General features: G+C 74.1%; 17 protein-coding genes. 5 read left to right on the forward strand and 12 right to left on the reverse strand.

The annotated features are described in order from the left end of the window. Positions 1 to 6 precede the first annotated feature (6 nt). From GA0070603_RS13440 to GA0070603_RS13465, 6 genes are all read right to left on the reverse strand, one after another. Positions 7 to 1728, reverse strand: coding sequence for a SulP family inorganic anion transporter (locus tag GA0070603_RS13440; RefSeq protein ID WP_425270431.1), 1722 nt, complete (start codon positions 1726 to 1728; stop codon positions 7 to 9). Further along, positions 1725 to 2063 carry an ArsR/SmtB family transcription factor gene (locus GA0070603_RS13445; RefSeq protein ID WP_091312689.1) on the reverse strand — a complete coding sequence of 113 codons (339 nt, stop codon included), beginning with the start codon at positions 2061 to 2063 and terminating at the stop codon, positions 1725 to 1727. The genes GA0070603_RS13440 and GA0070603_RS13445 overlap by 4 nt, the downstream gene beginning before the upstream one ends. A gap of 118 nt (positions 2064 to 2181) precedes the next feature. Then, positions 2182 to 4629 (reverse strand): glycoside hydrolase family 2 protein, encoded by a 2448-nt coding sequence (locus GA0070603_RS13450; RefSeq protein WP_091312692.1) that lies wholly within the window; start codon positions 4627 to 4629, stop codon positions 2182 to 2184. Beyond that, entirely contained in the window at positions 4626 to 5507 is an 882-nt protein-coding gene (locus tag GA0070603_RS13455; protein WP_091312695.1) for a carbohydrate ABC transporter permease, read from the reverse strand. The genes GA0070603_RS13450 and GA0070603_RS13455 overlap by 4 nt, the downstream gene beginning before the upstream one ends. Further along, positions 5504 to 6517 (reverse strand): carbohydrate ABC transporter permease, encoded by a 1014-nt coding sequence (locus GA0070603_RS13460; protein WP_091312698.1) that lies wholly within the window; start codon positions 6515 to 6517, stop codon positions 5504 to 5506. Before GA0070603_RS13460 ends, GA0070603_RS13455 begins: the two co-directional genes overlap by 4 nt. 82 nt (positions 6518 to 6599) lie before the next feature. Further along, positions 6600 to 7883 carry an ABC transporter substrate-binding protein gene (locus tag GA0070603_RS13465; RefSeq protein ID WP_091312701.1) on the reverse strand — a complete coding sequence of 428 codons (1284 nt, stop codon included), beginning with the start codon at positions 7881 to 7883 and terminating at the stop codon, positions 6600 to 6602. Between the two features lie 305 nt (positions 7884 to 8188). On the opposite strand from GA0070603_RS13465, the gene GA0070603_RS13470 reads away from it, so the two are divergent. Continuing rightward, a complete protein-coding gene (locus tag GA0070603_RS13470) occupies positions 8189 to 9208 on the forward strand; it encodes a LacI family DNA-binding transcriptional regulator (protein WP_091312704.1) in 1020 nt (339 codons plus the stop codon). Between the two features lie 31 nt (positions 9209 to 9239). Here GA0070603_RS13470 and GA0070603_RS13475 read toward each other — a convergent pair whose 3' ends face one another. Continuing rightward, a complete protein-coding gene (locus tag GA0070603_RS13475) occupies positions 9240 to 11648 on the reverse strand; it encodes a putative bifunctional diguanylate cyclase/phosphodiesterase (protein WP_244282516.1) in 2409 nt (802 codons plus the stop codon). A 248-nt stretch (positions 11649 to 11896) separates the two neighbouring features. Here GA0070603_RS13475 and GA0070603_RS13480 point away from each other — a divergent pair, with 248 nt between their 5' ends. Beyond that, on the forward strand, positions 11897 to 12274 hold the full coding sequence (locus GA0070603_RS13480) for a PH domain-containing protein (RefSeq protein WP_091312708.1): 378 nt from the start codon (positions 11897 to 11899) through the stop codon (positions 12272 to 12274). 4 nt (positions 12275 to 12278) lie between these two features. Here the strand turns inward: GA0070603_RS13480 and GA0070603_RS13485 are convergent, their stop codons facing one another. Then, the gene (locus GA0070603_RS13485; RefSeq protein ID WP_091312712.1) at positions 12279 to 13205 is read right to left on the reverse strand and encodes a 2-hydroxyacid dehydrogenase; all 927 of its coding nucleotides are present in this window, start codon (positions 13203 to 13205) and stop codon (positions 12279 to 12281) included. A 142-nt stretch (positions 13206 to 13347) separates the two neighbouring features. On the opposite strand from GA0070603_RS13485, the gene GA0070603_RS13490 reads away from it, so the two are divergent. From GA0070603_RS13490 to GA0070603_RS13500, 3 genes are read left to right on the forward strand one after another with little or no spacing between them, the layout of a single operon-like run. Next, positions 13348 to 15153, forward strand: coding sequence for a SpoIIE family protein phosphatase (locus GA0070603_RS13490; RefSeq protein ID WP_091321918.1), 1806 nt, complete (start codon positions 13348 to 13350; stop codon positions 15151 to 15153). 57 nt (positions 15154 to 15210) lie between these two features. Continuing rightward, positions 15211 to 16386: a PQQ-dependent sugar dehydrogenase gene (locus GA0070603_RS13495; RefSeq protein ID WP_091312714.1), complete on the forward strand. Its 1176-nt coding sequence runs from the start codon at positions 15211 to 15213 to the stop codon at positions 16384 to 16386. A 54-nt stretch (positions 16387 to 16440) separates the two neighbouring features. Beyond that, positions 16441 to 18051 carry a metallophosphoesterase gene (locus tag GA0070603_RS13500; protein ID WP_091312717.1) on the forward strand — a complete coding sequence of 537 codons (1611 nt, stop codon included), beginning with the start codon at positions 16441 to 16443 and terminating at the stop codon, positions 18049 to 18051. A 4-nt stretch (positions 18052 to 18055) separates the two neighbouring features. On the opposite strand, the gene GA0070603_RS13505 is transcribed toward GA0070603_RS13500, so the two are convergent. The 4 genes from GA0070603_RS13505 to gatC form a co-directional block, all read right to left on the reverse strand. Beyond that, on the reverse strand, positions 18056 to 20413 hold the full coding sequence (locus GA0070603_RS13505) for a thiamine pyrophosphate-binding protein (protein ID WP_091312721.1): 2358 nt from the start codon (positions 20411 to 20413) through the stop codon (positions 18056 to 18058). A 111-nt stretch (positions 20414 to 20524) separates the two neighbouring features. After that, a complete protein-coding gene (gatB, locus tag GA0070603_RS13510; RefSeq protein ID WP_091312724.1) occupies positions 20525 to 22018 on the reverse strand; it encodes an Asp-tRNA(Asn)/Glu-tRNA(Gln) amidotransferase subunit GatB in 1494 nt (497 codons plus the stop codon). A gap of 13 nt (positions 22019 to 22031) precedes the next feature. Next, on the reverse strand, positions 22032 to 23507 hold the full coding sequence (gene gatA, locus GA0070603_RS13515; RefSeq protein WP_091312728.1) for an Asp-tRNA(Asn)/Glu-tRNA(Gln) amidotransferase subunit GatA: 1476 nt from the start codon (positions 23505 to 23507) through the stop codon (positions 22032 to 22034). Then, a complete protein-coding gene (gene gatC, locus GA0070603_RS13520; RefSeq protein WP_091312731.1) occupies positions 23504 to 23809 on the reverse strand; it encodes an Asp-tRNA(Asn)/Glu-tRNA(Gln) amidotransferase subunit GatC in 306 nt (101 codons plus the stop codon). The genes gatA and gatC overlap by 4 nt, the downstream gene beginning before the upstream one ends. Between the last annotated feature and the right edge of the window lie 53 nt (positions 23810 to 23862).

Genomic DNA, 23862 nt, shown 5'->3' on the forward strand with positions numbered 1-23862 from the left:
CGGCGGTCAGCCGGCCAGCGCGATGGCGCGGGCGTGGCGGATGGCGGCGGGGGTGTCCGGGAAGATCAGCCCCTCCCGGCGCAGCTCGGCCGCCACGCCCAGCGTGCTGAGCACCTGGTCGTGACCCGGCGTGATGCCGGAGAGCAGCACGGTGATGCCCCGTGCGCGCAGCCGGTCGACGGCGTCGCCGAGCACCTGCGCGCCGGTGGCGTCGACGGTGGACACCCGGGACATCCGCAGGATGACCACGCGGACGTCGGCCACCTCGGCCAGCTCCAGCAGGAACGTGTGCGCGGCGGCGAAGAAGAGCGGCCCGTCCAGCCGGTACGCCACGATGTGCTCGGCCAGCAGCGCGTGCTCCTCGGCGCTGTGCTCGCCGGGGTCGAGGGGGACCTGTTCCAGCCGGGCGCTGCGGGCCACCGCGCGCAGCGCGAGCACGACGGCCACGGCCAGCCCGACCGCCACGGCGGTGACGAGGTCCCACATCACGGTGACCGCGAAGGTGAGCACCAGCACCACGGCGTCGGCCCGGGTGGCCCGGAGCAGCGCCCGCAGCGACCCGGCCTCGACCATCCGTACGGTCGTGGCGAGCAGGACGCCGGCCAGCGCGGCGAGGGGGATGCGGCCGACGAGCGGGGCGGCGGCCAGCACGATGGCGGCGAGGGCGACGGCGTGGGTGAGCGCGGCGAGCTTCGACGACGCGCCGGCCCGCACGTTCACGGCGGTGCGGGCGATGGCGGCGGTGGCCGGGATGCCGCCGAACACCGGGGCGGCCAGGTTGGCCAGGCCCTGCCCGAAGAGTTCCCGGTCCGGGTCGTGCCGCTCCCCGACGGTCATCCCGTCCGCCACGGTGGCCGAGAGCAGGCTCTCCAGGGCGGCGAGCGCGGCCACCGCGAGCGCGCTGGGCAGCAGGACGCCGATCGCGCCGGGGTCGAGGAAGTCCAGCGACGGGGCGGGCAGCCCCTGCGGCAGGGCGCCGATGCGGACCAGGTCGACCGGGGCCAGTTCGGCGAGGAGCGTGGCGGCGGCCACCCCGAGCAGGGAGAACGGCAGGCCGGGCCGCCAGCGGGCGCCGAGCAGCATGAGCGCGGCCACCCCGAGCGCGACGGCGACGGCCACCGGCCGGGGGTGGGCGGCGAACCGCACCACCGCGTCGGCGGCCACCGCCCAGACCTTCTCGCCGTGGGCGTCGGTGACGCCGAGGGCCGCCGGCACCTGTTGCAGGGCGATGACCACGGCGATGCCGGCCGTGAAGCCCTCGATGACGGGGGTGGGCAGGTAGCGGACGTAGCGGCCGAGGCGCGCCAGGGCGAGGGCGAGCAGGATCAGGCCGGCCAGCGCGCCGACCATGAGCACGCCCCGGGCGCCGAAGCGCTGCACCACCGGCACGAGCACCACGGTCATGGCGCCGGTGGGGCCGGAGACCTGGAGGTTGGAGCCGCCGAAGATCGCCGCGACGGCCCCGGCGACCACGGCGGTGACCAGCCCGGCCTGCGCGCCGAGCCCGGAGGTGACGCCGAAGGCGAGCGCGAGGGGCAGCGCCACCACGGCCACGGTGAGCCCGGCGAGCAGGTCGCGGCGGGGCGAGCGGCGTACCGCCGCCCAGTCGGACCGGCCCGGCAGCAGCCCGGACAGCCGGGTCCCGAGCAGCCGGCCGGCCCGCCGCGGGCCGCCGGGAAGGCCGGGCCGGGACGGGGCGTCGACGGCGGAGGGGGCCGCCGCGTTCACCGCTGCCCGTCCCCGGCGCGCAGCTCGTCGAGGAGGGCGTCCCGGTCGGTGAGGACCGCGCCGAGGATCCGTCGGCCGGCGGCGAGCAGGTCGGCGACGTCGGGGGTGCTGAGCGAGTACACGACCAGCGGGCCGTCCCGGTGCGAGGTGACCATGCCGGCCCGGCGCAGGACGGCGAGCTGCTGGGAGAGGTTGGACGGCTCGACGTCGATGGCGGCGAGCAGGTCGCGGACGGGCTTGGGCCCGTCCTGGAGCAGTTCGAGCACCCGGATCCGGACCGGGTGCCCGAGGGTGCGGAACAGCTCCGCCTTCGCCTGGTACAGCGGCACCGACATGAGAACTCCTCCCCGAGAACCCTGAAGACTTTAGCACTTGCGAAAATCTTCAACTCAACTGCGAGATCTTGGCGAGCTGCCGTCGACCACGAGCGGCAACTCGCCACGATCCAAGCGGCTACCGGGTGAGGTCGTTGACGCAGCGGAGGACCGGGCGGGCGGTGAGCGACGCCGGGTCGAGCGGGGACTCGGCGTGCACCGTGAAGGTGGCCGACTCCCCCGGCAGCAGGGTGACCAGCGCCCGGTCGACCTGCGCGGCCGGGTCGAGCCGGTCCGGGAAGATCGTCAGGTCGCGCAGCACGGTCCGGGCGGTCACCCGCACCCGCTGGCCGCCACCCGCGGGCTCGACCGTCGCGGACAGCTCCGCGGCCGGCCACTCGACCTCCCGGTCGGTCGCGAAGAACCACAGCGCCCGCTCCGCGGTCTCGCCGGCCTCCGCGACCAGCAGCTCCCGCCGGGCCTCGTCCGGCCGCACCAGCTCCGCCGGCAGCGCCAGCACCACCGAGGAGTACGCGGGGACGTCGAGGTCCACCGAGGTCTTCGCCCTCGGCTCCCCGGTGAGCGTGAGCCGGGTGACAGTGGCCGGCGCGCGCCACGCCTCGCGGGTCTCGTTCACGGCCACCAACGCCAGCCCGCCGTCCCGCGGCTGCACGGTGAGCAGCCGGTCGGCGTACGCCCGGCGCAGCGCGTACCACAGGGGTTTGCGCCGGCCGTCGCCGTCGACCGCCGCCCACGAGGTGACCGGCCAGCAGTCGTTGAGCTGCCAGACGATGGTGCCCATGCAGACCGGCCGGTGCGAGCGGAAGTGCTCGACGCCGAGCTGGATGGCCCGGGCCTGGTTGAGCTGGGTGAGGTAGTGCCAGTCGTCGAAGTCGGCGGCCGCCGGCAGGTGGGCGTCCAGCCCCCGTTGGAGTTTCCGGTCGCCGTCGGCCGCCTTCTGGTGGTGGGCCATGCCGGGCGAGTCGTGGGCGAGCGGCTCGTCGGAGAGGGCCCGGCGCAGCGTCGCGTACGCCGGGGGCGCCTGGTAGCCGAACTCGGCGACGAAGCGGGGCACGTACTCCCGGTACTTCGTGTAGTCGTCGGTGTTCCACACGTCCCAGATGTGCGTGGTGCCGTGCGCCGGGTCGTTCGGGTACACGTCCTCGCTGCCCGACCAGGGGCTGCCCGGCCAGTACGGCCGGGTCGGGTCCAGCTCGGCCACGATCGCGGGCAGCAGCTCCAGGTAGTAGCCGCGCCCCCAGGTGCGGCCGGCCAGGGGCTCCTGCCAGTCCCAGTCGTGCCAACCCCAGATGTTCTCGTTGTTGCCGGTCCACAGCACCAGCGAGGGGTGGCTGGCGAGCCGGGTGACCTGCTCCCGCGCCTCCGCCTCGACCTCCGTGCGGAACGGCTCCTCCTCCGGGTACGCGGCGCACGCGAAGAGGAAATCCTGCTGCACCAGGAGCCCGAGCTCGTCCGCCAGCTCGTAGAAGTCCTCCGACTCGTACCGGCCGCCGCCCCAGACCCGCAGCAGGTTGACGTTCGCGCCGACGGCCTGCGCGAAGCGCTCGGCTAGGCGGGCCCGGGTGACCCGGTTCGGGAAGGCGTCGTCGGGGATCCAGTTGACGCCCCTGACGAAGACCGGCACCCCGTTGACGTGCAGGGTGAACGCGGAGCCGTGCGCGTCGGGGGCGGTGTCCAGGCGCACCGAGCGGAAGCCGATCCGGCGGGACCAGCCGTCCAGCGCCCGGCCGTCGGCGGCGCACAGGGTCACGTCGAGGTCGTGCAGGGGCTGGTCGCCGTACCCCACGGGCCACCAGAGCGCCGGGTCGCGGACGGTGACTGTCGCCACGGCGTGACGCTCCCCCGCCGGGACGGCGACCTCGACGGCGACGCCCGCGACGGTGGCGCGCACGGTGAGCGGGTCGTCGCCCGCCCGCTCGACCTCGACGTGCAGGTCCACCCGGCCGACGCCGTCCTCCACCGTGACCAGCGGCCGGACGGTCGCGAGCCGGGCGGTGGACCAGGCGTGCAGCCCGATCTCCTGCCAGATGCCGGCCGTGACCACTGTCGGTCCCCAGTCCCAGCCGAAGTTGCAGGCGGTCTTGCGGATGAAGTGGAAGGGCTCCGGGTACGCGTTGGGCCGGTCGCCGAGCCGGTCCCGGTGCGCCTCCGCGTAGCGGTACGCCGAGCCGAACCGCACGGTGAGGGTGTTGGCGCCTCGCCGCAGCAGGGGGCCGGCGGGGAAGCGGTAGCCGCGGTGCTGGTTCTGGGTGCGGCCGACCTCGGTGCCGTTGAGGGTGACCGTGGCGACCGTGTCCAGGCCGGCGCAGACCAGGTCGACCCGCTCGTCGCCGCCCCGCCGCCAGTCGAAGGTGGTCTCGTAGACCCAGTCGGTCCGGCCGATCCAGTGCAGGCCGTTCTCGTTGTCGTCGAGGTACGGGTCGGGGATGAGGCCGGCCGCCAGCAGGTCGGTGTGCACCTCTCCGGGTACGGTCGCCGGCACCGCCCGGCCGGCGACCTCCGGCGGCACCTGCGGGCCGGGCACGGCCCGCAGCACCCAACCCTCGTGCAGCGTCTGACGGCTCACGACTTCACCGCGCCTTCCATGATTCCCCGGACGATCTGACGTCCACCGATGAACAGCATGACCAGCAGGGGGACGGTGGCGATGAACGCGCCGGCCAGCACCCGCCGGTAGATCACGTAGTTTCCGCTGGCCAGGTCGGACACCGCCACCATCGAGGTGGGGAAGTCGGTGCCGCTCAGCGTGATGAGCGGCCACTGGAAGTCGTTCCAGGTGGCCACGAAGGTGAGCAGCCCGAGCACGGCCAGGGCCGGGCGGATCGCCGGCAGCACGATGCTGGCGTACACCCGCATGGTGGTGGCGCCGTCCATCCGTGCCGACTCGACCAGCTCGTCGGGGACGGTGTTGACGATGAACTGCCGCATGTAGAACACGCCGAACGCGGTCACCAGCCCGGGGGCGATCACCGCGAGCAGGGTGCCGTTCCAGCCGAGCTTGCCCATCACGATGTAGAGCGCCACGATGCCGAGCTGGTTGGGCACGGTCAGGGTGAGCACCACGAAGAGCATCAGCGCGTTGCTGCCCCGGAAGCGCAGCTTGGCGAAGGCGAACCCGGCGAGCGAGCAGAAGAACAGCACCGACGCGGTCACCACGCTGGCCACGATGACGCTGTTGACGAGCGAGGCGGCGAAGTAGACGTCCTGGAGGGAGAAGACCTCGTCGACGTTTGTCATGAACCGGCTGCCCGGGACGATCGCCGGCGGCAGCTTCGCGAGGGCCTCGTCGTCGCTTGTCGCGATGACGAACATCCAGTAGAGCGGGAACGCCGCGAACAGCATGGTCAGCGCGAGGAACAGGTAGGTCCAGAGGCCGGCCGGAGTGTCCTGCGGGGCCCGGGACATCAGCCGCGGCCTGCGGCGCGCGGGTGCGACGCTTGTCATTTGCGCCCTCCGGACAGGCGGTTCGTCACCACGTAGTTGACGCCGGCGACGATCAGGATGATCAGGAAGAGGGCCCAGGACATGGCCGCGGCGTAGCCGAGGTTCAGGTCCTTCCAGCCGACCTTGTAGATGAGCTGGGCGATGGTCTGCCACTCGCCGTTCGGCCCGCCCGTGGCGGCCTGGGCGTTCGGGTCGAAGAGCATCGGCTCGGTGAAGAGCTGGAGGCCGCCGATGGTGGAGAGGATGACGGTGAAGAGCACCACCGGCTGGATCATCGGCACGGTGATCCGCCAGAGCTGCTTCCACGGCCCGGCGCCGTCGATGGCCGCCGCCTCGTAGACGTCGCGCGGGATGGACTGCATGGCGGCCAGGTAGAGCAGCGCGTTGTAGCCGATCCACTTCCAGTTGACCATCGTGGCGATGGCGATCCAGGAGTGCAGCTTGTCGGCCCGCCAGTCGATCGGGTCGTCGGGCCCGCCGAGGCCGAACAGGCCGAGGACCCAGTTGGCCATGCCGAAGTCGCGGGAGAAGAAGACGCTGAACACCATTGTCGAGGCGACGATCGGGGTCACGTACGGCAGCAGCACCCCGACCCGCCACCAGGTCTGCGCGCGCAGCCTGCGGTTGAGCAGCGAGGCGACCACGAGCGCGAGCAGCAGTTGGGGCACCGAGGAGAGCAGGAAGATGCCGAAGGTGTTGTAGAGGGCGTTCCAGAAGTCCTCGTCGCCGACGAGCCGGCTGAAGTTCTCGACGCCCGCCCAGTAGGGCAGCGTCGGGTCGTCGAGCCGGTAGTTGCGCAGCGACACCACGGCGTTGAAGAGCAGCGGGAATAGCCCGAACACGATGAAGAGCAGGAAGAACGGCGCGATCATGAGGTACGGCATGTAGCGCATGTCGAAGCGGTACAGCCGGTTGCGCCAGGTCAGCCGCCGGTCGCCGCCCCCGGAGCTGCCGCGCTCCGGCGCGGCTCGGCGGCTCGGCGACGCGGGCGCGGCACGGGTGGTGGACATCGGATCACTCCAGGGCCGAGGTGGGTGAGGAGATCGGGCGGTGACGGGGCCGGCCGCGGCCCGCCCCGTCACCGGTGTCCGGTCAGGACCTGGCGGCCTTGTCGGCCTCCTTGACCGCCTCGCCCCAGGCGGCGTCCGGCTTCAGGCTCTTGTTCTCGACCCGCCGGATCACGTTCTCCACCGCGACCCGGGTGGGGCCGTTCTTCCTGCCCAGGTACTGCGGGGTGAGGCCCTGCGCCATCTTGGGGAAGATCTGGCCGACCGGCGCGTTGTTGAAGAACGGGTTCTTGAAGTCGGCGATCGCCGGGTCGGCGTAGAGCGCCGGCTGCGAGGGCAGGTTGCCGACCTTCTTGAAGATCTCGATCTGCTGCTCCGGCGCGACCAGCCACTCCAGCAGCTTGTACGCCTCGTCGACGTGCTTGCCCTGCTTGGGGATGGTCAGGAACGAGCCGCCCCAGTTGCCGCCGCCACCGGGCACCGCAGCGATGTCCCACCTGCCCTGGGTGCCGGGGGCGGTGTCCTTGATGTGGCCGAGCATCCACGCCGGGCAGGCGAGCACGGCGAACGCGCCGCTCGTGAAGCCCTTGTCCCAGTCGGCCTGGAAGCTGACCAGGTTGGCCGAGAGCCCGGCCTGGACGGCCTTGACGGTGTAGTCGAAGGCGACCTTCGGGCCGCCGTCCATCTGGAGCTGTTCCTGGTCGGTGTAGAAGCCGACCTGCTGCTGGCCGAGGATCGGGTTGAACAGGTTCGTGCCGGCGTCGATGAACTTCTTGTTGGTCTTGGCGGTGTACTGCCGGCCGACCTCGATGAACCTGTCCCAGTCGGGCCACAGCGCGGAGACCTGGTCGCGCTCGGTGGGCAGGCCGGCGGCCTTGAACAGGTCGGTCCGGTAGCACATGGCCAGGCCGCCGACGTCGGTGCCGAGGCCGATCTGGGTCCTGCCGTCGGCGGAGAGCGACTGCTTCCACTTCCAGGGCAGGTACTTGCTCTCGTACGAGCCGGCGCCCTTGTCCAGCAGGTTGACGAACTTGTCGGCCTGGCTGCGGAACTGGACCATGAAGCCCTCGTCGATCGCCGCGATGTCCGGCGCGCCGTTGCCGGCGACGAGCTTCTTCTGCAGGTCCTCGTGCTGGGCGTTGTACTCGCCCGAGTTCAGCTGGATCTTGATGTTCGGGTGGTCGGCCTCGTACCTGGCCTTGAGGTCCTGGAGGCCGAAGTCGCCCCAGAAATTGATCTTCAGGGTGATCTGACCGTCGGCCGCGTCGGAGCCGCCGGTGGTGCTCCTGCCGCTGCAGGCGGCGACCATGACCAGGCTGACGGCACTCACGGCCGCCGCCCGGGCCCAGTGCGTCCAGGACCGTTTCATGTCATCCTCCGCGCCAAAATGGGAACGCTCCCGACATCGAGAGACGTTGACTGAACCGGATAAGTGAGCACACCGTACGAGGGACACCCTGGACTGTCAACGGCCGGTTAACACGAGGGGAGGACGGGGGAGGGTGGGTCTGGCCGTACGCTTAACCGCGCAAGTGACAGGCCGCCCGGATCCGTTCCGGGTCGCGCCGTGCCGACGGCGCGGCAGCCCCCTTGCAGTAGCGTGACAGCCGCCGGTCACCCGCCGGTTTGTCGAAGGTGGCCCCGCGCGGGCCGGACGAGTGGAGGAGCGCGCCCGTGAAGCGGCCGACAATCGCCGACGTCGCCCGGCGGGCCGGGGTCTCCAAGGGCGCGGTGTCGTACGCGCTGAACGGGCAGCCCGGCGTGTCCGAGGCGACCCGCCAGCGGATCCTGGCGATCGCCGCCGAGATCGGGTTCAGCCCGAGCAGCGCGGCCCGGGCGCTCTCCGGCGCCACCGCCAAGGCGGTCGGCCTGGCCCTGTGCCGGCCCGCCCGGATACTGGGCATCGAGCCCTTCTTCATGGAGCTGATCAGCGGCGTGGAGGCCGAGCTGTCGGCCCGCTCGTACGCGCTGACCCTCCAGGTGGTGGCCGACCAGGAGGCCGAGATCGCGGTCTACCGCCGCTGGTGGGCGGAGCGCCGGGTCGACGGCGTGTTCGTCTGCGACCTGCGCACCGACGACCGGCGGGTGCCGGCACTGGAGGAGCTGCAACTGCCCGCCGTCGTGATCGGCGGGCCGGGCCACACCGGCAGCCTGGCCAGCGTCTGGTCCGACGACGCGGCGGCCCTGGTCGAGACCGTGGAGTACCTGGTCGCGCTGGGGCACCGGCGGATCGCCCGGGTCGGCGGCCTGCCCTCGCTGCTGCACACCGAGATCCGCACCGACGCGTTCACCGGGGTGTGCCGCCGGCTCGGGCTGGACGAGGCCACCACGGTCTGGTCCGACTACACGGGCGAGGAGGGGGCGCGGGCCACCCGCCGCCTGCTCAGCTCCGCCGGCCGGCCCACCGCGGTGATCTACGACAACGACGTGATGGCGATCGCCGGGCTCTCGGTGGCCCAGGAGATGGGGCTGAGCGTGCCCGGCGACCTGTCCATCGTGGCCTGGGACGACTCCCCGCTCTGCCAGCTCGTGCACCCGCCGTTGACGGCGCTGGGCCGGGACATCCCCGCGTACGGGGCGCACGCCGCGCGGCAGCTCCTCGCCGTGATCGCGGGCGAGCCGGTCACCGGCCTCCAGGACGAGACCGCGCACCTCACCCCGCGCGGCAGCACTGCTCCCCCGCGCCCTCGGTGAACCGGTTCAGCGATCACGCAGAACGACCAGGTCAGCGCGGCGTCGACGGGAACTCCTCGAACCACGCCTCCACCCGCTCGGCGGGAGCCGGGCGGGCCAGCGCGAAGCCCTGCCCGTAGTGGCAGCCGGCCCGGCGCGCCCCGGCCACCTGGGCGTCGGACTCCAGGCCCTCGACCACCACCTCCAGGCCGAGCCGGTCACCGAGGTTGGCCACCACGTCGATCAGCGGGCGCTGCCCGTCGGCGCCCGGCCCGACCAGGTGCGGGCCCACCTTGAGCAGGTCGATCGGGAGCCGGCGGAGCTGGGCCAGCGAGGCGTGCTCGGCGCGGAAGTCGTCAAGCGCGGTGCGGATGCCGAGCGAGCGGAGCCCGGCGAGCCGGGCCACCACTGTGGACAGCTCGGCGGCCACCGCCGGCTCGGCCACCTCCACGACCAGGCGCTCCGGCGGCACGTCGTACGCCGCCAGCGCGGTCGCGGTGCGGGCCACGAAGTCGGGCGCGGCCAGCTCCTTGGGAGTGACGTTTACCGCCATCCACAGCGCGCGACCCCCCTCCGACCAGTCCGCGAGCTGACGGCAGGCCCGGTCCAGCACCCACCGCCCGAGCTCGCCGAGCAGGTCGAGGTCGGCCGCGACGGGCAGCAGCTCGTCCGGCAGCACCGTGCCCAGCGCGGGGCTTCGCCAGCGCAGCAGCGCCTCGGTGCCCACCGGCAGCCGGTCGGCCAGCGCCAGCACCGGCTGGTAGACCAGGTCCAGCTCGCCCCGGGCCACCGCGCCCGGCAGCTCCCGCTCCAGGTCCAGCCGGCGGACCAGCTGCTCCTCCAGGTAGGCGTCGTACCACTCGACCCGGTCCCGGCCGAGCTGCACGGCGCGCCGCCGGGCCAGGTCGGCCTGGCGCAGCACGTCCTCCGGCTCGCCGCCGGTGGTCTCGGCGAGCCCCACGCTGGCCCGGATCCGGCTCGCCCCGCCGGGCCGCGGGCACGGCTCGGCGAGCGCGACAAGCAGCCGGGTGCCCAGCGCGTACGCGAGCACGGGCCCCACGTCGGTGAGCACGGCGAACTCGGTGTCGGTGAGCCGGGCCACGACGTCGTGCGGGCCGGCACCGGCCCGGAGCCGGCGGGCGACCTCGGCCAGCACCGGCGCGTCCAGCACGGCCGTCTCGTCGGCGCCGTGCAGGTCGACCACGAGCAGCGCGCCGCCGGCGCGCCGGTCCAGGGCGCGGACCAGCCCGGCCCGGTCGACCGGCGCGGTGCCGGCGGACGGGCGGTCGTCGCCGACCAGGTGCCGCAGCCGCGCCTCGCTGGCGGCCAGCCGCTCGGCCCGGCGCCGCTGGTCGGCCGCGGCGAGCACCTCCCGGACCACCATGGGCGGGATGACGGACAGCCCCAGGGCGATCGCCGGGGCGGTGAACTCTCCCACCGTCCACAGGTGGTGACCGGCGGCCAGCGCCGCGATGCCGGCCGGCGCCGTGAGCCCGGGCCAGGCGGCGGGGGTCACACCGGCGCGCGGCCGCTCCCCGGCCGCCGTACGCCGGGCGCCGGCCGCGGTGACCAGCGCGCCGGCCAGCAGCGGCGGCGCGACGGCCAGCACGGCCCGGTCCGGGGCGGCGTAGGCGAGCAGCACCACGAGCAGGGCCAGCCCACCCAGCGTGGCCGCCGCGCCGGCGTGGCAGCGGGCGGCGCCCGGCCGCCGGCGCCGCTCGGCGAGCGCGGCGACCAGCAGCGCGGCCAGCGCCACGGCGCCGCCGACGCTGGCGGCCCGCGCGGCCGGGGGCACGGGGCCGGGCGGCAGCAGCACCCAGCCGGCGAAGACCAGGCTCACGCCGAGGCCGGCCACGTCCACGCCGCGGCGCAGCCGATCCCGGGCGGACAGCCGGGAGCGGCCGGGCAGCCGGAGCAGGGCCACGGCGTACAGCGGGGCGGTCACCGCCAGGCCGGCCAGCGCGACCGGCAGCCGGTGCGCGGGCTCGCTCAGCGGCAGCACCGCGACGGTGAGCCCGGCGGCCAGCACGGCGACGTCGAGGATCCCGGCGACCCGGCGGGACAGCGCCACCCGGCGGGCCCGCCGGCCGGTCGGCCGGCCGGCGGCCGGGTCGGCCGGGTCCGGCGACGGAATTCGGCCGGGCCGCTGCCCGGACGGCGTGGACGGCGAGGGCGGGTCGGACGCCGTCAGCGGCGTGGACGGCGCGGCGGACAGCCCGGGCGGGTCGGGCGGGGTCAGCGGCGTGGGCGGGTCGGGCGGCGCGGGCGGGGCGCCGGCCAGCCAGGCGAGGCGGACGCAGGCCAGGGCGCAGCCACCGGCGACGGCGAGCGCCACGGCGGCCGGGCCGGGAACCAGGCCGGCGGCGCCGGCCAGGACGAACAGCGCGCCGGCGAGCGACACGGCGAGGTCGGGCAGCGGGGGCCGGCTGCGGGGGCCGGCGGCGGGGTGGGTGACGGGCACGGCGGTCGCCTTCGTGAGGGGGCACGGGGCGGTGCGGTTGCGGTACGACGTGCGGGGTCAGCGGGCAGGGCGGGTCGGCTCTCGGGCACGACCGGCACCGGACGGGGACCGGCGCGGCCACGCCCATAAACGATCCCGGACACCCTGGGTTACGCGACACAGCACGTGACGCCCGTCACACCAATGCGCCGGACCACGCGACGCCGCCCGCCCGGATCGCGCCCGCTCCCGGGTGGGATCATCGTGGGGTGAGCCGCGCCGACACCGTCCGTTTCCGCTACAACCAGGCGATCCTGGTCGCCGCGATCGTCGCGTTCATCGGCGCGCTGCCGCTGGCCACCGCGCGCTGGTGGCTGCTCTGGGTGCTGCTGATCCCGCTCGCGCTCGGCGTCTGGGCGTGGCGGGCCGGCACCGACGCGGACCCCGGCGAGCTGCGGTTGCGGGCCCTCGTGGGGCAGCGGCGGGTGCCCTGGACGCGGGTCGCCGAGCTCACGGCCGACGCACGCGGCCGGGCGGTCGCCCGGCTCGACGACGGCGAGACGCTGGTGCTCCCCGCGGTACGCGCCGCCGACCTGCCCCGGCTGATCTCCGCCACCGGGCAGGAGCTGCCGGAGTCCGCGGGCTGAGCCCTCAGTAGCCGTCCACCACCCGGTTCACCAGCGGCTCCCCGGCCGCGAACCGGCGCACCTGCTCCCCCACCAGCCGGTACGCCCGCGGCAGCAGGCCGCGGACCGAGCCCGCGACGTGCGGGGTGAGCAGGACGTTCGGCAGGTCCCAGAGGGGATGGTCGGCGGGCAGCGGCTCCGGATCGGTCACGTCCAGCGCGGCCCGCAGCCGCCCCGACGCCAGCTCGGCGACCAGCGCCGAGGTCCGGGCCACCGGCCCCCGGGCGGCGTTGACCAGGAGCGCGCCGTCGCGCATGGCGGCGAGGAACTTCTCGTCGACCAGGCCCCGGGTCTGCTCCGTCAACGGCACCAGCAGCACCACGACGTCCGCCTCGGGCAGCAGGGCGGGCAGCTCATCCACCCCGTGCACCTCCTCGGCCGGGCGTGGCGTCCGGGCGACCAGGGTGAAGCTCACCTCGAAGGGGGCCAGCCGGGCCCGGACGGCCGCGCCGATCGAGCCGGCGCCGACGATCAGCACCCGCTTGCCGGCCAGCTCGTCGGTCGGGGCCACCTCGTCGTACGCCCACTCGCGGCGGCCCTGGGCGCGCGCCAGCGGGCCGAAGCCGCGCAGCGCGGACAGGATCGCGGCGACCACCCACTCGGCGGTCGCCGAGTCGTGCACGCCCCGGGCGTCGCAGAGCGTCACGCCGTCGGGAACCCGCCCCACCCAGGCGTCCGCCCCGGCGGAGAGGAGCTGCACCACCGCGAGGTCGGGCAGCTCGGCGAGGAGAGCGCCGGCGTCCGGGCCGGCCAGGAAGGGCGGCACCCAGAACCGCACGTCGGACGGGGACGACGGCAACCGGGCGGGGTCCGTCAGCAGTTCCACGGTGACGCCCGCGGGCAGGTCGCCGAGGAGGCTCCGGCCGGCCGGGTGCGGGATCCATACCTTCACGACCGCCGACGATAGTCGTACGCGGCGCCGCGGGCGGCCGGGCCGTGATGACCGCCGCTCGGCGGGGTTGACGGTCGGCCGCGCGAGGTATAACCGAGTGCGGAACGCCGACCGGCGCTCCGCATGTCGAAGACGGGTGGTCATGAGCGAGGACGGCGTCGGACGTGCGGTCGTGCCGATCCCGGCGCTGGCCGACCCCGAGCGGCTGCGTTCCCTCGCCGAGACCCGGCTCGGCTCGGCGCCCGACGAGGCGTTCGACAGGTTCGCGCGGCTGGTCGGCGACCTGCTCGACGTGCCGGTCGCGCTGGTCTCCCTGGTCACCGCCGACCGCCAGTTCTTCCCCGGGGCCACCGGGCTGCCCGAGCCGTGGGCCGGGCGGCGGGAAACCCCGCTGAGCCACTCGTTCTGCCAGCACGTGGTCGACGTCGAGGTGCCGATGGTGCTGCCCGACGCCCGCCTCTACCCCCGCGTACGCCGCAACCTGGCCATCGAGGACCTCGGGGTGGTCGCGTACGCCGGGATGCCGCTGACCGACCTGGACGGCCGCGTGCTCGGCTCGCTCTGCGCCATCGACAGCAAGCCGCGGGCCTGGACGGGCGAGCAGCTGCGCACCCTCGCCGACCTGGCCGCCGCCTGCTCCTCGGAGTTGCGGCTGCGGATCGCCGTGGAGGGGGCCGAGCAGGCCCGCCGCCGCGCCGAGGAGGCGCACGACCGGCTCGCCATGCTGGCCGGGCTGAGCGAGCTGCTGGGCGGCACGCTCGACATGGCCACGGCGGTGGACCGGCTCGGGCAGGCCATGGTCCCGCTGCTCGCCGACTGGTGCCTGATCACCCTGGTCGACCCGGCGGGCCGGCCGCGGACCGTCTCGGGAATGCACCGGGACCCGGCCCTGGCGGCCGACCTGGACCGCTTCACCGGGCTGCTGAGCACCGGCCTCGGCCCGGACTCGATCATCCGGTCGGTGCTGCGCACCGGACGGCCCGTCATGCGGGGCACCGCCGCCCTGGCCGACGTGGAGCAGGGCACCACCCGGCCGGAACTGGCGCCCCTGGCCGACCGGCTGGGCTTCGGCTCGCACCTCACCGTGCCGATCACCGCGGCCCCGGACCGGGTCGTCGGCGCCGTCACGCTTGTCAACGGCCCGTCCCGGCGCGCGTTCGACGAGAGCGACCTGCGCACGGCGCTGGACATCGGCCACCGCGCGGGCCAGGCCGTGGGCAACAGCCGGCTCTACGGCGAGCAGCGGCACGTCGCCGAGGTGCTCCAGCACAGCATGCTGCCCACCCTGCCCGTGGTGCCCGGCGTCGAGCTGGCCGCGCGCTACCTGCCGGCGGCCGACCGGGTCGAGGTGGGCGGCGACTGGTACGACGCCTTCGTCCAGCCCGACGGCGAGCTGATCGCCGCGATCGGTGACGTGGCCGGGCACGACATCGAGGCGGCGGCGACCATGGGGCAGCTGCGCAACCTGGTCCGCGGCGACGCGTACGGGCGGGACGACCGGGTCGACGAGCTCATGACCCACCTCGACCGGGCCATCCAGGGGCTGCCCGTGCCGACCGTGGCCTCCGCCGTTCTGGCCCGGGTCCGCCCGGCCGCGCCCGGGCTCCGGCTCTCCTGGTGCAACGCGGGGCACCCGCCGCCGCTGCTGCTTCCCACCGAAGGGCCGGTGCAGGTGCTGGACGGGACGCGGGGACCGCTGCTCGGCCTGGCCCGCCCGCCCCGACGCACGCGCCGGGAGCTGACCCTCGCCCCGGGCGACACCCTGCTGCTGCACACCGACGGGCTGATCGAGCGCCGGGACCGGCCGATCGACGAGGGGCAGGCCGCCCTGGTCGAGCAGCTCGCCGACGGCGTGTCACTCCCCCTACCGGTCCTCTGCGACCGGCTGGTCGCCGCCGCCCACCGGCGGGAGGACGACGTCGCCCTGCTCGCCCTGCGCGCCCGCTGAGCCCCGGAGGCGGTTCGTCGAGCCCGGTTCGCCACCCGGCCCGGCTAGGCTGGCCAGGTGAGGTCGCGTCCCCCGTACCCCCGCACCGGCCGCCTGCGGGCGGCGCTGGCGGCGTCCTGCGCGACGCTGCTGCTGGGCACCGCCGGCTGCGCCTTCGGCGACCCGGATCCCGACCCGGCCGGCGAGCCGCCCAACCTCCCGTCGCCGTCCACCTCGGCCAGCCCCGGGGGCGCCGGCCAGCAGGTGGTCGCCACGGTGCTGGCGAAGGGGCTGGCGGTGCCCTGGGGCATCGCCTTCCTCCCCGACGGCGGCGCGCTGGTCACCGAGCGGGACAGCGGGCGGATCCTCCAGGTCGGCCCGGAGTCCGGGCCGGAGGGGATGACCGTCCGGGTGGTGCAGACGGTGCCGGACGTGGCCGCCGCCGGCGAGGGGGGCCTGCTCGGCATCGCGGTCTCCCCGGCGTACGCCCGGGACCGCACGGTCTTCGTCTACTACACGAGCGCCGCGGACAACCGGGTCGCGAAGCTGGAGCTGGGCCGGCCGCCGACGCCGATCCTCACGGGCATCCCGAAGGCCGGCAACCACAACGGCGGCGGGCTGGGCTTCGGCCCCGACGGCTTCCTCTACGCCAGCACCGGCGACGCCGGGCGCACCGCGAACGCGCAGGACCCGAAGAGCCTCGGCGGCAAGATCCTGCGGATCACCCGGGACGGCAAGCCCGCACCGGGCAACCCGACCGCCGGCTCGCCGGTCTGGTCCACCGGGCACCGCAACGTGCAGGGCTTCGCCTGGACGCCGGACAAGAAGATGTTCGCCGTGGAGTTCGGCCAGAACACCTGGGACGAGATCAACCAGATCAACAAGGGCGGCAACTACGGCTGGCCGCAGGTCGAGGGGCGCGGCGACGACAAGCGCTACGTCAACCCGATCGTGCAGTGGCGCACCGGCGACGCCTCCTGCTCCGGCCTGGCGGCCGTGGAGCGGCTGCTGGTCACGGCCTGCCTGCGCGGGCAGCGGCTCTGGCTGGTCGGGCTGGCCGGCAACGGCACCGTGCTCGGCCAGCCGCGCGAACTGTTCACCGGCCGGTACGGCCGGCTGCGGGCCGCCGCCGTGGCACCGGACGGGTCGGTCTGGGTGAGCACCTCCAACCGGGACGGGCGGGGCAAACCGGCCGGCGACGACGACCGGATCCTGCGGCTGGTCTTCGCCGACGGCGGCGCCGGACGAAGCTGATCCGCATCCGGCGGGTTTGCCAAGATCCTTCTACGGGCAGGTCAGAATCTCAGCATGGACGGCCAGGAGAACGAGCAGCACGGCGCCGCGGACGAGGCGGCCCCGGAGGACGCCCGCGCCCGCCGACAATGGCGGCCGCGCAACGCCCTGCGCCGGCTCGGCGTGGTGCTGGCCCTCCTCGTGGTCACCCTGGCCGGCGTGGTGGCCGGCACCTACGCCGGCGGGCACGTGGGCACCGACATCGGGCCGTTCCGCGCCCAGCTCAACCTCAGCCCGTCGCTGAGCGGCGGCACCACCGTCGACATCCCGCCGCTGGGCGCGCTGCTGCTGGACAGCCACGACGGGCCGGCGTACCTGACCGTCGAGCTGGGCGCGCTCGACCAGCGGCGCACCGAGGCGCTCATCGACGATCCGGCGAGCATCAGCCGGGCCAGCCAGTCGGCGGTCGAGGACGTCCGGGCCGGCGTGATGCGGCTCGGCCTGAAGACGGTCGGCTCGGCGGTGCTGGCCACCCTGCTGCTGGCCGGGCTGGTCTTCCGCGACGCGCGCCGGACGGCCTGGGCCGGCGGGCTGGCGCTGGCGGTCACCGCCGGCAGCCTCGGCCTGGCCGCCGCCACCATCCGGCCGCAGGCGATCGAGGAGCCACGCTACGAGGGGCTGCTGGTCAACGCGCCGGCCATCGTCGGTGACGCGCGGCGGATCGCCAACGACTACACCAAGTACGCCGAGCAGCTGCAACGGCTGGTCGGCAACGTCAGCAAGCTCTACACCACGGTCTCCGCGCTGCCCGTGGTCCAGCCGTCGCCCGGCACCACCCGGGTGCTGCACGTCTCCGACATGCACCTCAACCCGACCGGCTGGCAGCTCATCCGCACGGTGGTGGAGCAGTTCAACATCGACGTGGTGATCGACACCGGCGACATCACCGACTGGGGCAGCGAGCCGGAGGCGTCCTTCGTCGGCTCGATCGGCCTGCTCAAGAAGCCGTACGTCTACATCCGCGGCAACCACGACTCGGCGAAGACGGCCGCCGCGGTGGCCGCGCAGCCGAACGCCGTCGTGCTGGACAACTCCACGACCACTGTCGCCGGGCTGACCATCGCCGGCATCGGCGACCCCCGGTTCACCCCGGACAAGGAGACCTCGCCGGCCGGCAGCGGGCTCACCAAGGTCGTCGCCGACCAGGTGATCGGAGCCGGCGAGCAGCTCGCCGCCACGGTCAAGGCCTCGCCGAAGCCGGTGAACATCGCGCTGGTGCACGATCCGGCCTCGGCCGGCCCGCTCTCCGGCACCTGCCCGCTGGTGCTGGCCGGGCACACCCACGCCCGGCAGGTGTCGAAGCTGCCGCAGGTGCCGGACAAGCAGCCGACCCAGCTCTTCGTCGAGGGCTCCACCGGCGGCGCCGGGCTGCGCGGCCTGGAGGGCGAGAAGCCCACCCCGCTGTCGATGTCGGTGCTCTACTTCGACCAGCAGAAGCTGCTCCAGGCGTACGACGACATCACCGTGGGCGGGACCGGGCAGTCGCAGGTCAACCTGGAACGGCACATCATCCAGGACCCGAAGAAGGGCGACCAGGTGCCGGTCACCCCGACGCCGACCCGGGGCGGGCCCGTGTCGCCCGCCCCGACCGGCAGCCCGACCGCGACGCCGAGCCCCACCGGCTGACGCCCTAGCGCAGGGAGAGGGCGGCCAGCGCGGCGTTGACGATGCTGCCGGGCAGCAGGTCGTGCAGCTCGTACAGCTCGCCGACGCTGCCGGACTGGCCGAACTCGTCAACGCCTAGCGGGACCGCCGGGGCGCCGAGCGCGGAGCCGAGCCAGGCCATCGCGTGCGAGGCCGCGTCGTGCACGGTGACCACCGGCACCCGGTCGGCGAAGGCCGACCGCAGCGCGCCGGGCACGCTCGGCACGGTCGCCGTCCGCACGCCCTGGCGCAGCGTCCGCTGCCAGGCCCGGTAGAGCCGGTCCAGGCTCGTCACGTCGACCACGTGCGCCGCGACCCCCTCCTCCGCCAGCTCCGCGGCGGCCGCGAGGACCTCCGGCAGCACCGCGCCGGAGGCGGCGAGCTGCACGACCGGGGCGTCCGCCAGGTGGGGGTACGCCACGTGCGCGTCGACGAGCCGGTAGGCGCCCGCCACCACCTGCCGGCGCAGCACCGCGTCACCGAGCCGGGCCCGCGCCGCCTCGAACGGCGCCTGGTCGATCGGCCGGGTGCTGAGCCGGAAGTAGTACGCACCGTCCTCGGCGGGCGCGGCGGTGGCGGCCGGCGCCGCTCCCCCGGCGATCTGGCCGAGCGCGTCGCAGAGCAGCCAGTCGAGGCTGCCGGCGTACGCGGGTTCGCAGAAGGTCACCCCGGGCAGTTCCAGGCCGACGGAGGCCGTGATTGTCGACTGGTGGGCGCCGCCCTCGGGGGCAAGGGTGATGCCCGACGGGGTGCCGGCGACCACGAACCGGGAGCCGGAGTAGGTGCCGTAGAGGAACGCGTCCAGGCCGCGCAGCACGAACGGGTCGTAGACAGTGCCCACCGGCAGCAGCGGCTGCCCGGACAGGTCCCACGACAGGCCGAGCTGGCCGAGCAGCAGGAACAGGTTCATCTCGGAGATGCCCAGCTCGATGTGCTGCCCGGCGGGGGTCTCCGTCCAGCGCAGCATCCGGTCCTCGGTCCAGGAACGCTGCTCGGTCGGGGCGAACACCCCGGTCTTGTTGATGAACCCGGCCAGGTTGGTGGAGGTGGCCACGTCCGGCGCGGTGGTGACCAGGTAGGGCGCCACCTTCGGGTCGCGGGCCAGGTCGACGAGCACCCGACCGAAGACCTCCTGGGTGGAGACCGGCTTGTTCACGCGTACCTTCGTGGTCTCCGGGACGGTGACCCCCAGCGCCCGCTCGCGCGGCGCGCGGGACAGCGCCTCCCGGCGCTCGCCGGCCCGGATGCCCGCCGGGGACGCCGGGTCGAGGCGGTCCCACTCGGTGTCGCGGGTCAGGCCGTGCGCCGCGCGCAGCGCGTCGACCTGCTCGGTGGTGAGCAGCGCCGAGTGGTTGCGCGGGTTGCCGGCGATCGGCAGCCCCCAGCCCTTGACCGTGTAGGCGAAGACGACGCTGGGCCGGTCGGTGACCGCGTCGCACTGGGCGTACGCGTCGAGCATCGCCTGGAGGTCGTGCCCGCCCAGGTCGGTGACGAGCGGGCCCAGCTCGTCGTCGGGGATGTCCGCCACGAAGGCGGCCACCTCGGCCGGGGCGCCGTCCAGGAACTGCTTACGCAGGGCCGGCCCGGCCAGCCCGAACAGCGACTGGTACTGCTCGTTGGGCATCAGGTCGATCCAGTCGCGCAGCGCCGCACCGCCCGGCCGCTCGTACGCCTCGGCGAGCTTGCGCCCGTACTTGACCTCGACCACGTGCCAGCCGGCGGCCTCGAACTGCCCGCGCCACTGGTTGATCCGCACACCGGGGACGACCCGGTCCAGCGACTGGCGGTTGAAGTCGACGAGCCACATCACGTTGCCCAGCCCGGTGGTGGCCGGGTCGGCGACGGCCTCCCAGATGTTGCCCTCGTCCAGCTCCGCGTCGCCGATGAGGGCGATGAACCGGGAGTGCGGCCGCGCGCCGAAGTGCGCGTCGACGTAGCGGCGGGTGACCGCGGCGAACAGCGGCGCGGCGGCGCCCAGGCCGACCGAGCCGGTGGAGAAGTCGACAGCGTCCGGGTCCTTGGTCCGGGACGGGTACGACTGCAACCCGCCGCGCGCCCGCAGCCTCGGCAGGTAGGACCGGTCCAGGTTGCCGAGCAGGTACTGGACTGCGTGGAAGACCGGCGAGGCGTGCGGCTTGACCGCGACCCGGTCCTCGGCGTCCAGGTGGGCGAACCAGAGCGCGGTCATCGCGGTCACCAGTGAAGCGCTGGACGCCTGGTGGCCGCCGACCTTCACCCCGTCGCCGGTGTTCCGGTCGTGGTTGGCCGCGTCCACGATGCGGGTGGCGAGCCAGAGCACCCGCCGCTGGATCTCGTCGAGGACGTCGAGGTCGTGCTGGTTCACGGTGACTCCATCCGGGCGTCGCCGTTGACGCCCTCAGCGGGGGTGGGGTGAGGCGTTAGGAAGGGCCCCTTCCTATGCACGAGGCGTTAAGAAGGGGCCCTTCCTTGCACGTCAGGCGCCGAGGCGCGCCAGGATCAGCTCGCGGACGGTCTTGGCGTCCGCCTGGCCGCGGGTGGTCTTCATGACCGCGCCGACCAGTGCGCCGGCCGCCGCGACCTTGCCGCTGCGGATCTTGTCGGCGACGTCGGGGTTGGCCGCGATCGCCTCGTCCACGGCGGCGGTCAGCGCGCCCGTGTCGGAGACCACCTCGAGGTTACGGTTGGTCATGACCTCGGTCGGCGAGCCCTCGCCGCCCACCACGCCCTCCAGGACGACGCGGGCCAGCTTGTCGTTGAGCTTGCCGGCGTCGACCAGGCCCTGCAGCTCGGCGACCTGCTCCGGGGTGGCCCCGACGTCGGACAGCTCCACGCCGGTCTCGTTGGCCCGCCGGGACAGCTCGCCCAGCCACCACTTGCGGGCGGCGGCCGGGGTGGCGCCGGCGGCCACGGTCCGCTCGATCAGCTCGACCGCGCCGGCGTTGACCACCGACTGCATGTCCAGGTCGGACAGGCCCCAGTCCTGCTGGATCCGCTTGCGGCGCAGCCGCGGCAGCTCCGGCAGGGCGGCCTTCAGCTCCGCCACCCAGGCCGTGTCCGGCGCCAGCGGGACCAGGTCCGGCTCCGGGAAGTACCGGTAGTCGGTGGCGGTCTCCTTGGACCGGCCGGGCGTCGTGTCCCCGGTGTCCTCGTGGAAGTGCCGGGTCTCCTGGGTGATGGTGCCGCCGGCGTCGAGCACCGACGCCTGGCGCAGCATCTCCGAGCGGACCGCCCGCTCGACCGAGCGCAGCGAGTTGACGTTCTTGGTCTCGGTGCGGGTGCCCCACTCCTCGCCCGGCAGGTTCAGGGAGGTGTTGACGTCGCAGCGCAGCGAGCCCTCCTCCATCCGGACGTCGGAGACGCCCAGGGAGCGGATCACGTCGCGCAGCTCGGTGACGTACGCCCGGGCGACCTCGGGGGCGAGCGCGCCGGTGCCGGGGATCGGCTTGGTGACGATCTCGACGAGCGGGATGCCGGCCCGGTTGTAGTCGACGAGCGACTCGGTGGCGCCGTGGATCCGGCCGGTGGCGCCGCCGACGTGCAGCGTCTTGCCGGTGTCCTCCTCCAGGTGCACCCGCTCGATGCCGATCCGCACGGTCTCGCCGTTGACCTCGACGTCCAGGTAGCCGTCGACGCACAGCGGCTCGTCGTACTGGCTGATCTGGAAGTTCTTCGGCATGTCCGGGTAGAAGTAGTTCTTCCGGGCGAACCGGCACCACTCGGCGATGGAGCAGTTCAGCGCGAGGCCGATCCGGATGGCCGCCTCGATGGCCGCCTTGTTGGCCACCGGCAGCGAGCCGGGCAGACCCAGGCAGACCGGGCAGACCCGGGTGTTCGGCTCGCCGCCGAAGTCGGTCGGGCAGCCGCACCACATCTTGGTGTTCGTGCCCAGCTCGACGTGGGTCTCCAGGCCGATCACCGGTTCGTAGCGCGCCACGACCTCGTCGTACGCGGGCAGTGTCGTCGTCATCGGTGCTCCTGCCTCACAGTGCCGGTGGGGTGAACGTGCCGACCGTGGACTCCAGCGCGGCGGCGACCCGGTACATCCGGTCGTCGGCCATGGTCGGCGCCATGATCTGGAAACCGACCGGGAGCCCCTCGGACAGGCCGCACGGGACCGAGATGGCCGGTCCGCCGTACAGGTTCGTCGGGATGGTGAACAGGTCGGCCAGGTACATCTGGTAGGGGTCGGCGGTGCGCGACCCGATCGGGAAGGCCACGAACGGGGTGGTCGGCGAGATGAGCGCGTCCACCCGCTCGAAGGCGGCCGTGAAGTCCCGGGTGATCAGGGTGCGGACCTTCTGCGCCTGCCCGTAGTAGGCGTCGTAGTAGCCCGAGGAGAGGGCGTAGGTGCCGACCATGATGCGCCGCTTCACCTCGGGACCGAAGCCGGCCTCCCGGGTCAGCGACATGACCTCCTCCAGGGACCGGTTGCCGTCGTCGCCGACCCGCAGGCCGAACCGGACGCCGTCGAACCGGGCCAGGTTGGAGGAGCACTCGCTCGGCGCGATCAGGTAGTAGGCCGGGAGCGCGTACTGGAAGTGCGGGCAGGAGACCTCGACGATCTCGGCGCCCAGCTTCGCCAGGGCCTCCACCGACTCGCGGAACGCGGCCATCACGCCCGGCTCGGCGCCCTCGCCGGTGAACTCGGTCACCACACCGAGCTTCACCCCGGTCAGGTCGCCCGATGCGCCCAGCTTCGCGGCGCTCACCACGTCCGGCACCGGGGCCGGGATGGAGGTGGAGTCGCGCGGGTCGTGGCCGCCGATCGCCTGGTGCAGCAGCGCGGCGTCCAGCACGTTGCGGGCGCACGGGCCGGGCGTGTCCAGCGAGGAGGAGAACGCCACCAGGCCGTACCGCGAGGTGCCGCCGTAGGTGGGCTTCGCGCCGACAGTGCCGGTGACCGCGCCGGGCTGGCGGATCGAGCCACCGGTGTCCGAGCCGATCGACAGCGGCGCCTCGTACGCGGCCAGCGCCGCGGCGCTGCCACCGCCCGAGCCGCCCGGGATGCGGTCCAGGTCCCACGGGTTGCGGGTCGGGCCGTACGCCGAGTATTCCGTGGAGGAGCCCATGGCGAACTCGTCCATGTTGGTCTTGCCGAGCATCACGGTGCCGGCCTCGCGCAGCCGCTCGACGATCGTCGAGTCGTACGGCGGGCGCCACCCCTCCAGGATCTTCGAGCCGACGGTGGTCGGCACGCCCTTCGTGGTGAGCACGTCCTTCACGGCGACCGGCACGCCCGCGAGCGGGCCCAGGTCCTCGCCGGCGGCCCGACGCTCGTCCACGCCGCGGGCGGCGGCCAGCGCGCCCTCGCTGTCGACGTGCAGGAAGGCGTGGACCCGCTCGTCCACGGCGGCGATCCGGTCCAGGTGGGCCTGCGTGACCTCGACGGCGGAGGTCTCGCCGGCCGCCACCAGGCCGGCGATCTCGGCGGCGGTGAGCCGGGTCAGGTCAGTCATGAAGCCACATCCTCGTCCAGGATCCGCGGGACGCGGAACCGCTGCTCCTCGGCGTCGGGCGCACCCGACAGCGCCTCCTGCGGGGTCAGGCACGGCGTCACCACGTCCTCGCGGAGGACGTTCGTCAGCGGCACCGAGTGGGACGTCGGCGGGATGTCCGCCGCGGCGACCTCGCCCACCTTGGCGACCGACTGGAGGATCACGTCCAGCTGGCCGGCGAAGACGTCCAACTCCTCCTCGGTGACGGCGAGCCGCGACAGTCGCGCGAGGTGCGCGACCTCCTCGCGGGAGATGGCGGCCATCGGGTGCCCCCTTCGTGGCTGTCCTGCTGCGTCTGCGGTGTGCCGGCCGCGCG

The organism is Micromonospora chersina, from assembly GCF_900091475.1.
GTDB classification, from domain to species: Bacteria; Actinomycetota; Actinomycetes; order Mycobacteriales; family Micromonosporaceae; genus Micromonospora; species Micromonospora chersina.

Coding starts and splice junctions, on each gene's coding strand:
- GA0070603_RS13445 (WP_091312689.1), bottom strand. CDS start 2,063: ATGTCGGTGCCGCTGTACCAGGCGAAGGCGGAGCTGTTCCGCACCCTC.
- GA0070603_RS13455 (WP_091312695.1), bottom strand. CDS start 5,507: ATGACAAGCGTCGCACCCGCGCGCCGCAGGCCGCGGCTGATGTCCCGG.
- GA0070603_RS13460 (WP_091312698.1), bottom strand. CDS start 6,517: ATGTCCACCACCCGTGCCGCGCCCGCGTCGCCGAGCCGCCGAGCCGCG.
- GA0070603_RS13465 (WP_091312701.1), bottom strand. CDS start 7,883: ATGAAACGGTCCTGGACGCACTGGGCCCGGGCGGCGGCCGTGAGTGCC.
- GA0070603_RS13490 (WP_091321918.1), top strand. CDS start 13,348: ATGAGCGAGGACGGCGTCGGACGTGCGGTCGTGCCGATCCCGGCGCTG.
- GA0070603_RS13500 (WP_091312717.1), top strand. CDS start 16,441: ATGGACGGCCAGGAGAACGAGCAGCACGGCGCCGCGGACGAGGCGGCC.
- gatB (WP_091312724.1), bottom strand. CDS start 22,018: ATGACGACGACACTGCCCGCGTACGACGAGGTCGTGGCGCGCTACGAA.
- gatA (WP_091312728.1), bottom strand. CDS start 23,507: ATGACTGACCTGACCCGGCTCACCGCCGCCGAGATCGCCGGCCTGGTG.
- gatC (WP_091312731.1), bottom strand. CDS start 23,809: ATGGCCGCCATCTCCCGCGAGGAGGTCGCGCACCTCGCGCGACTGTCG.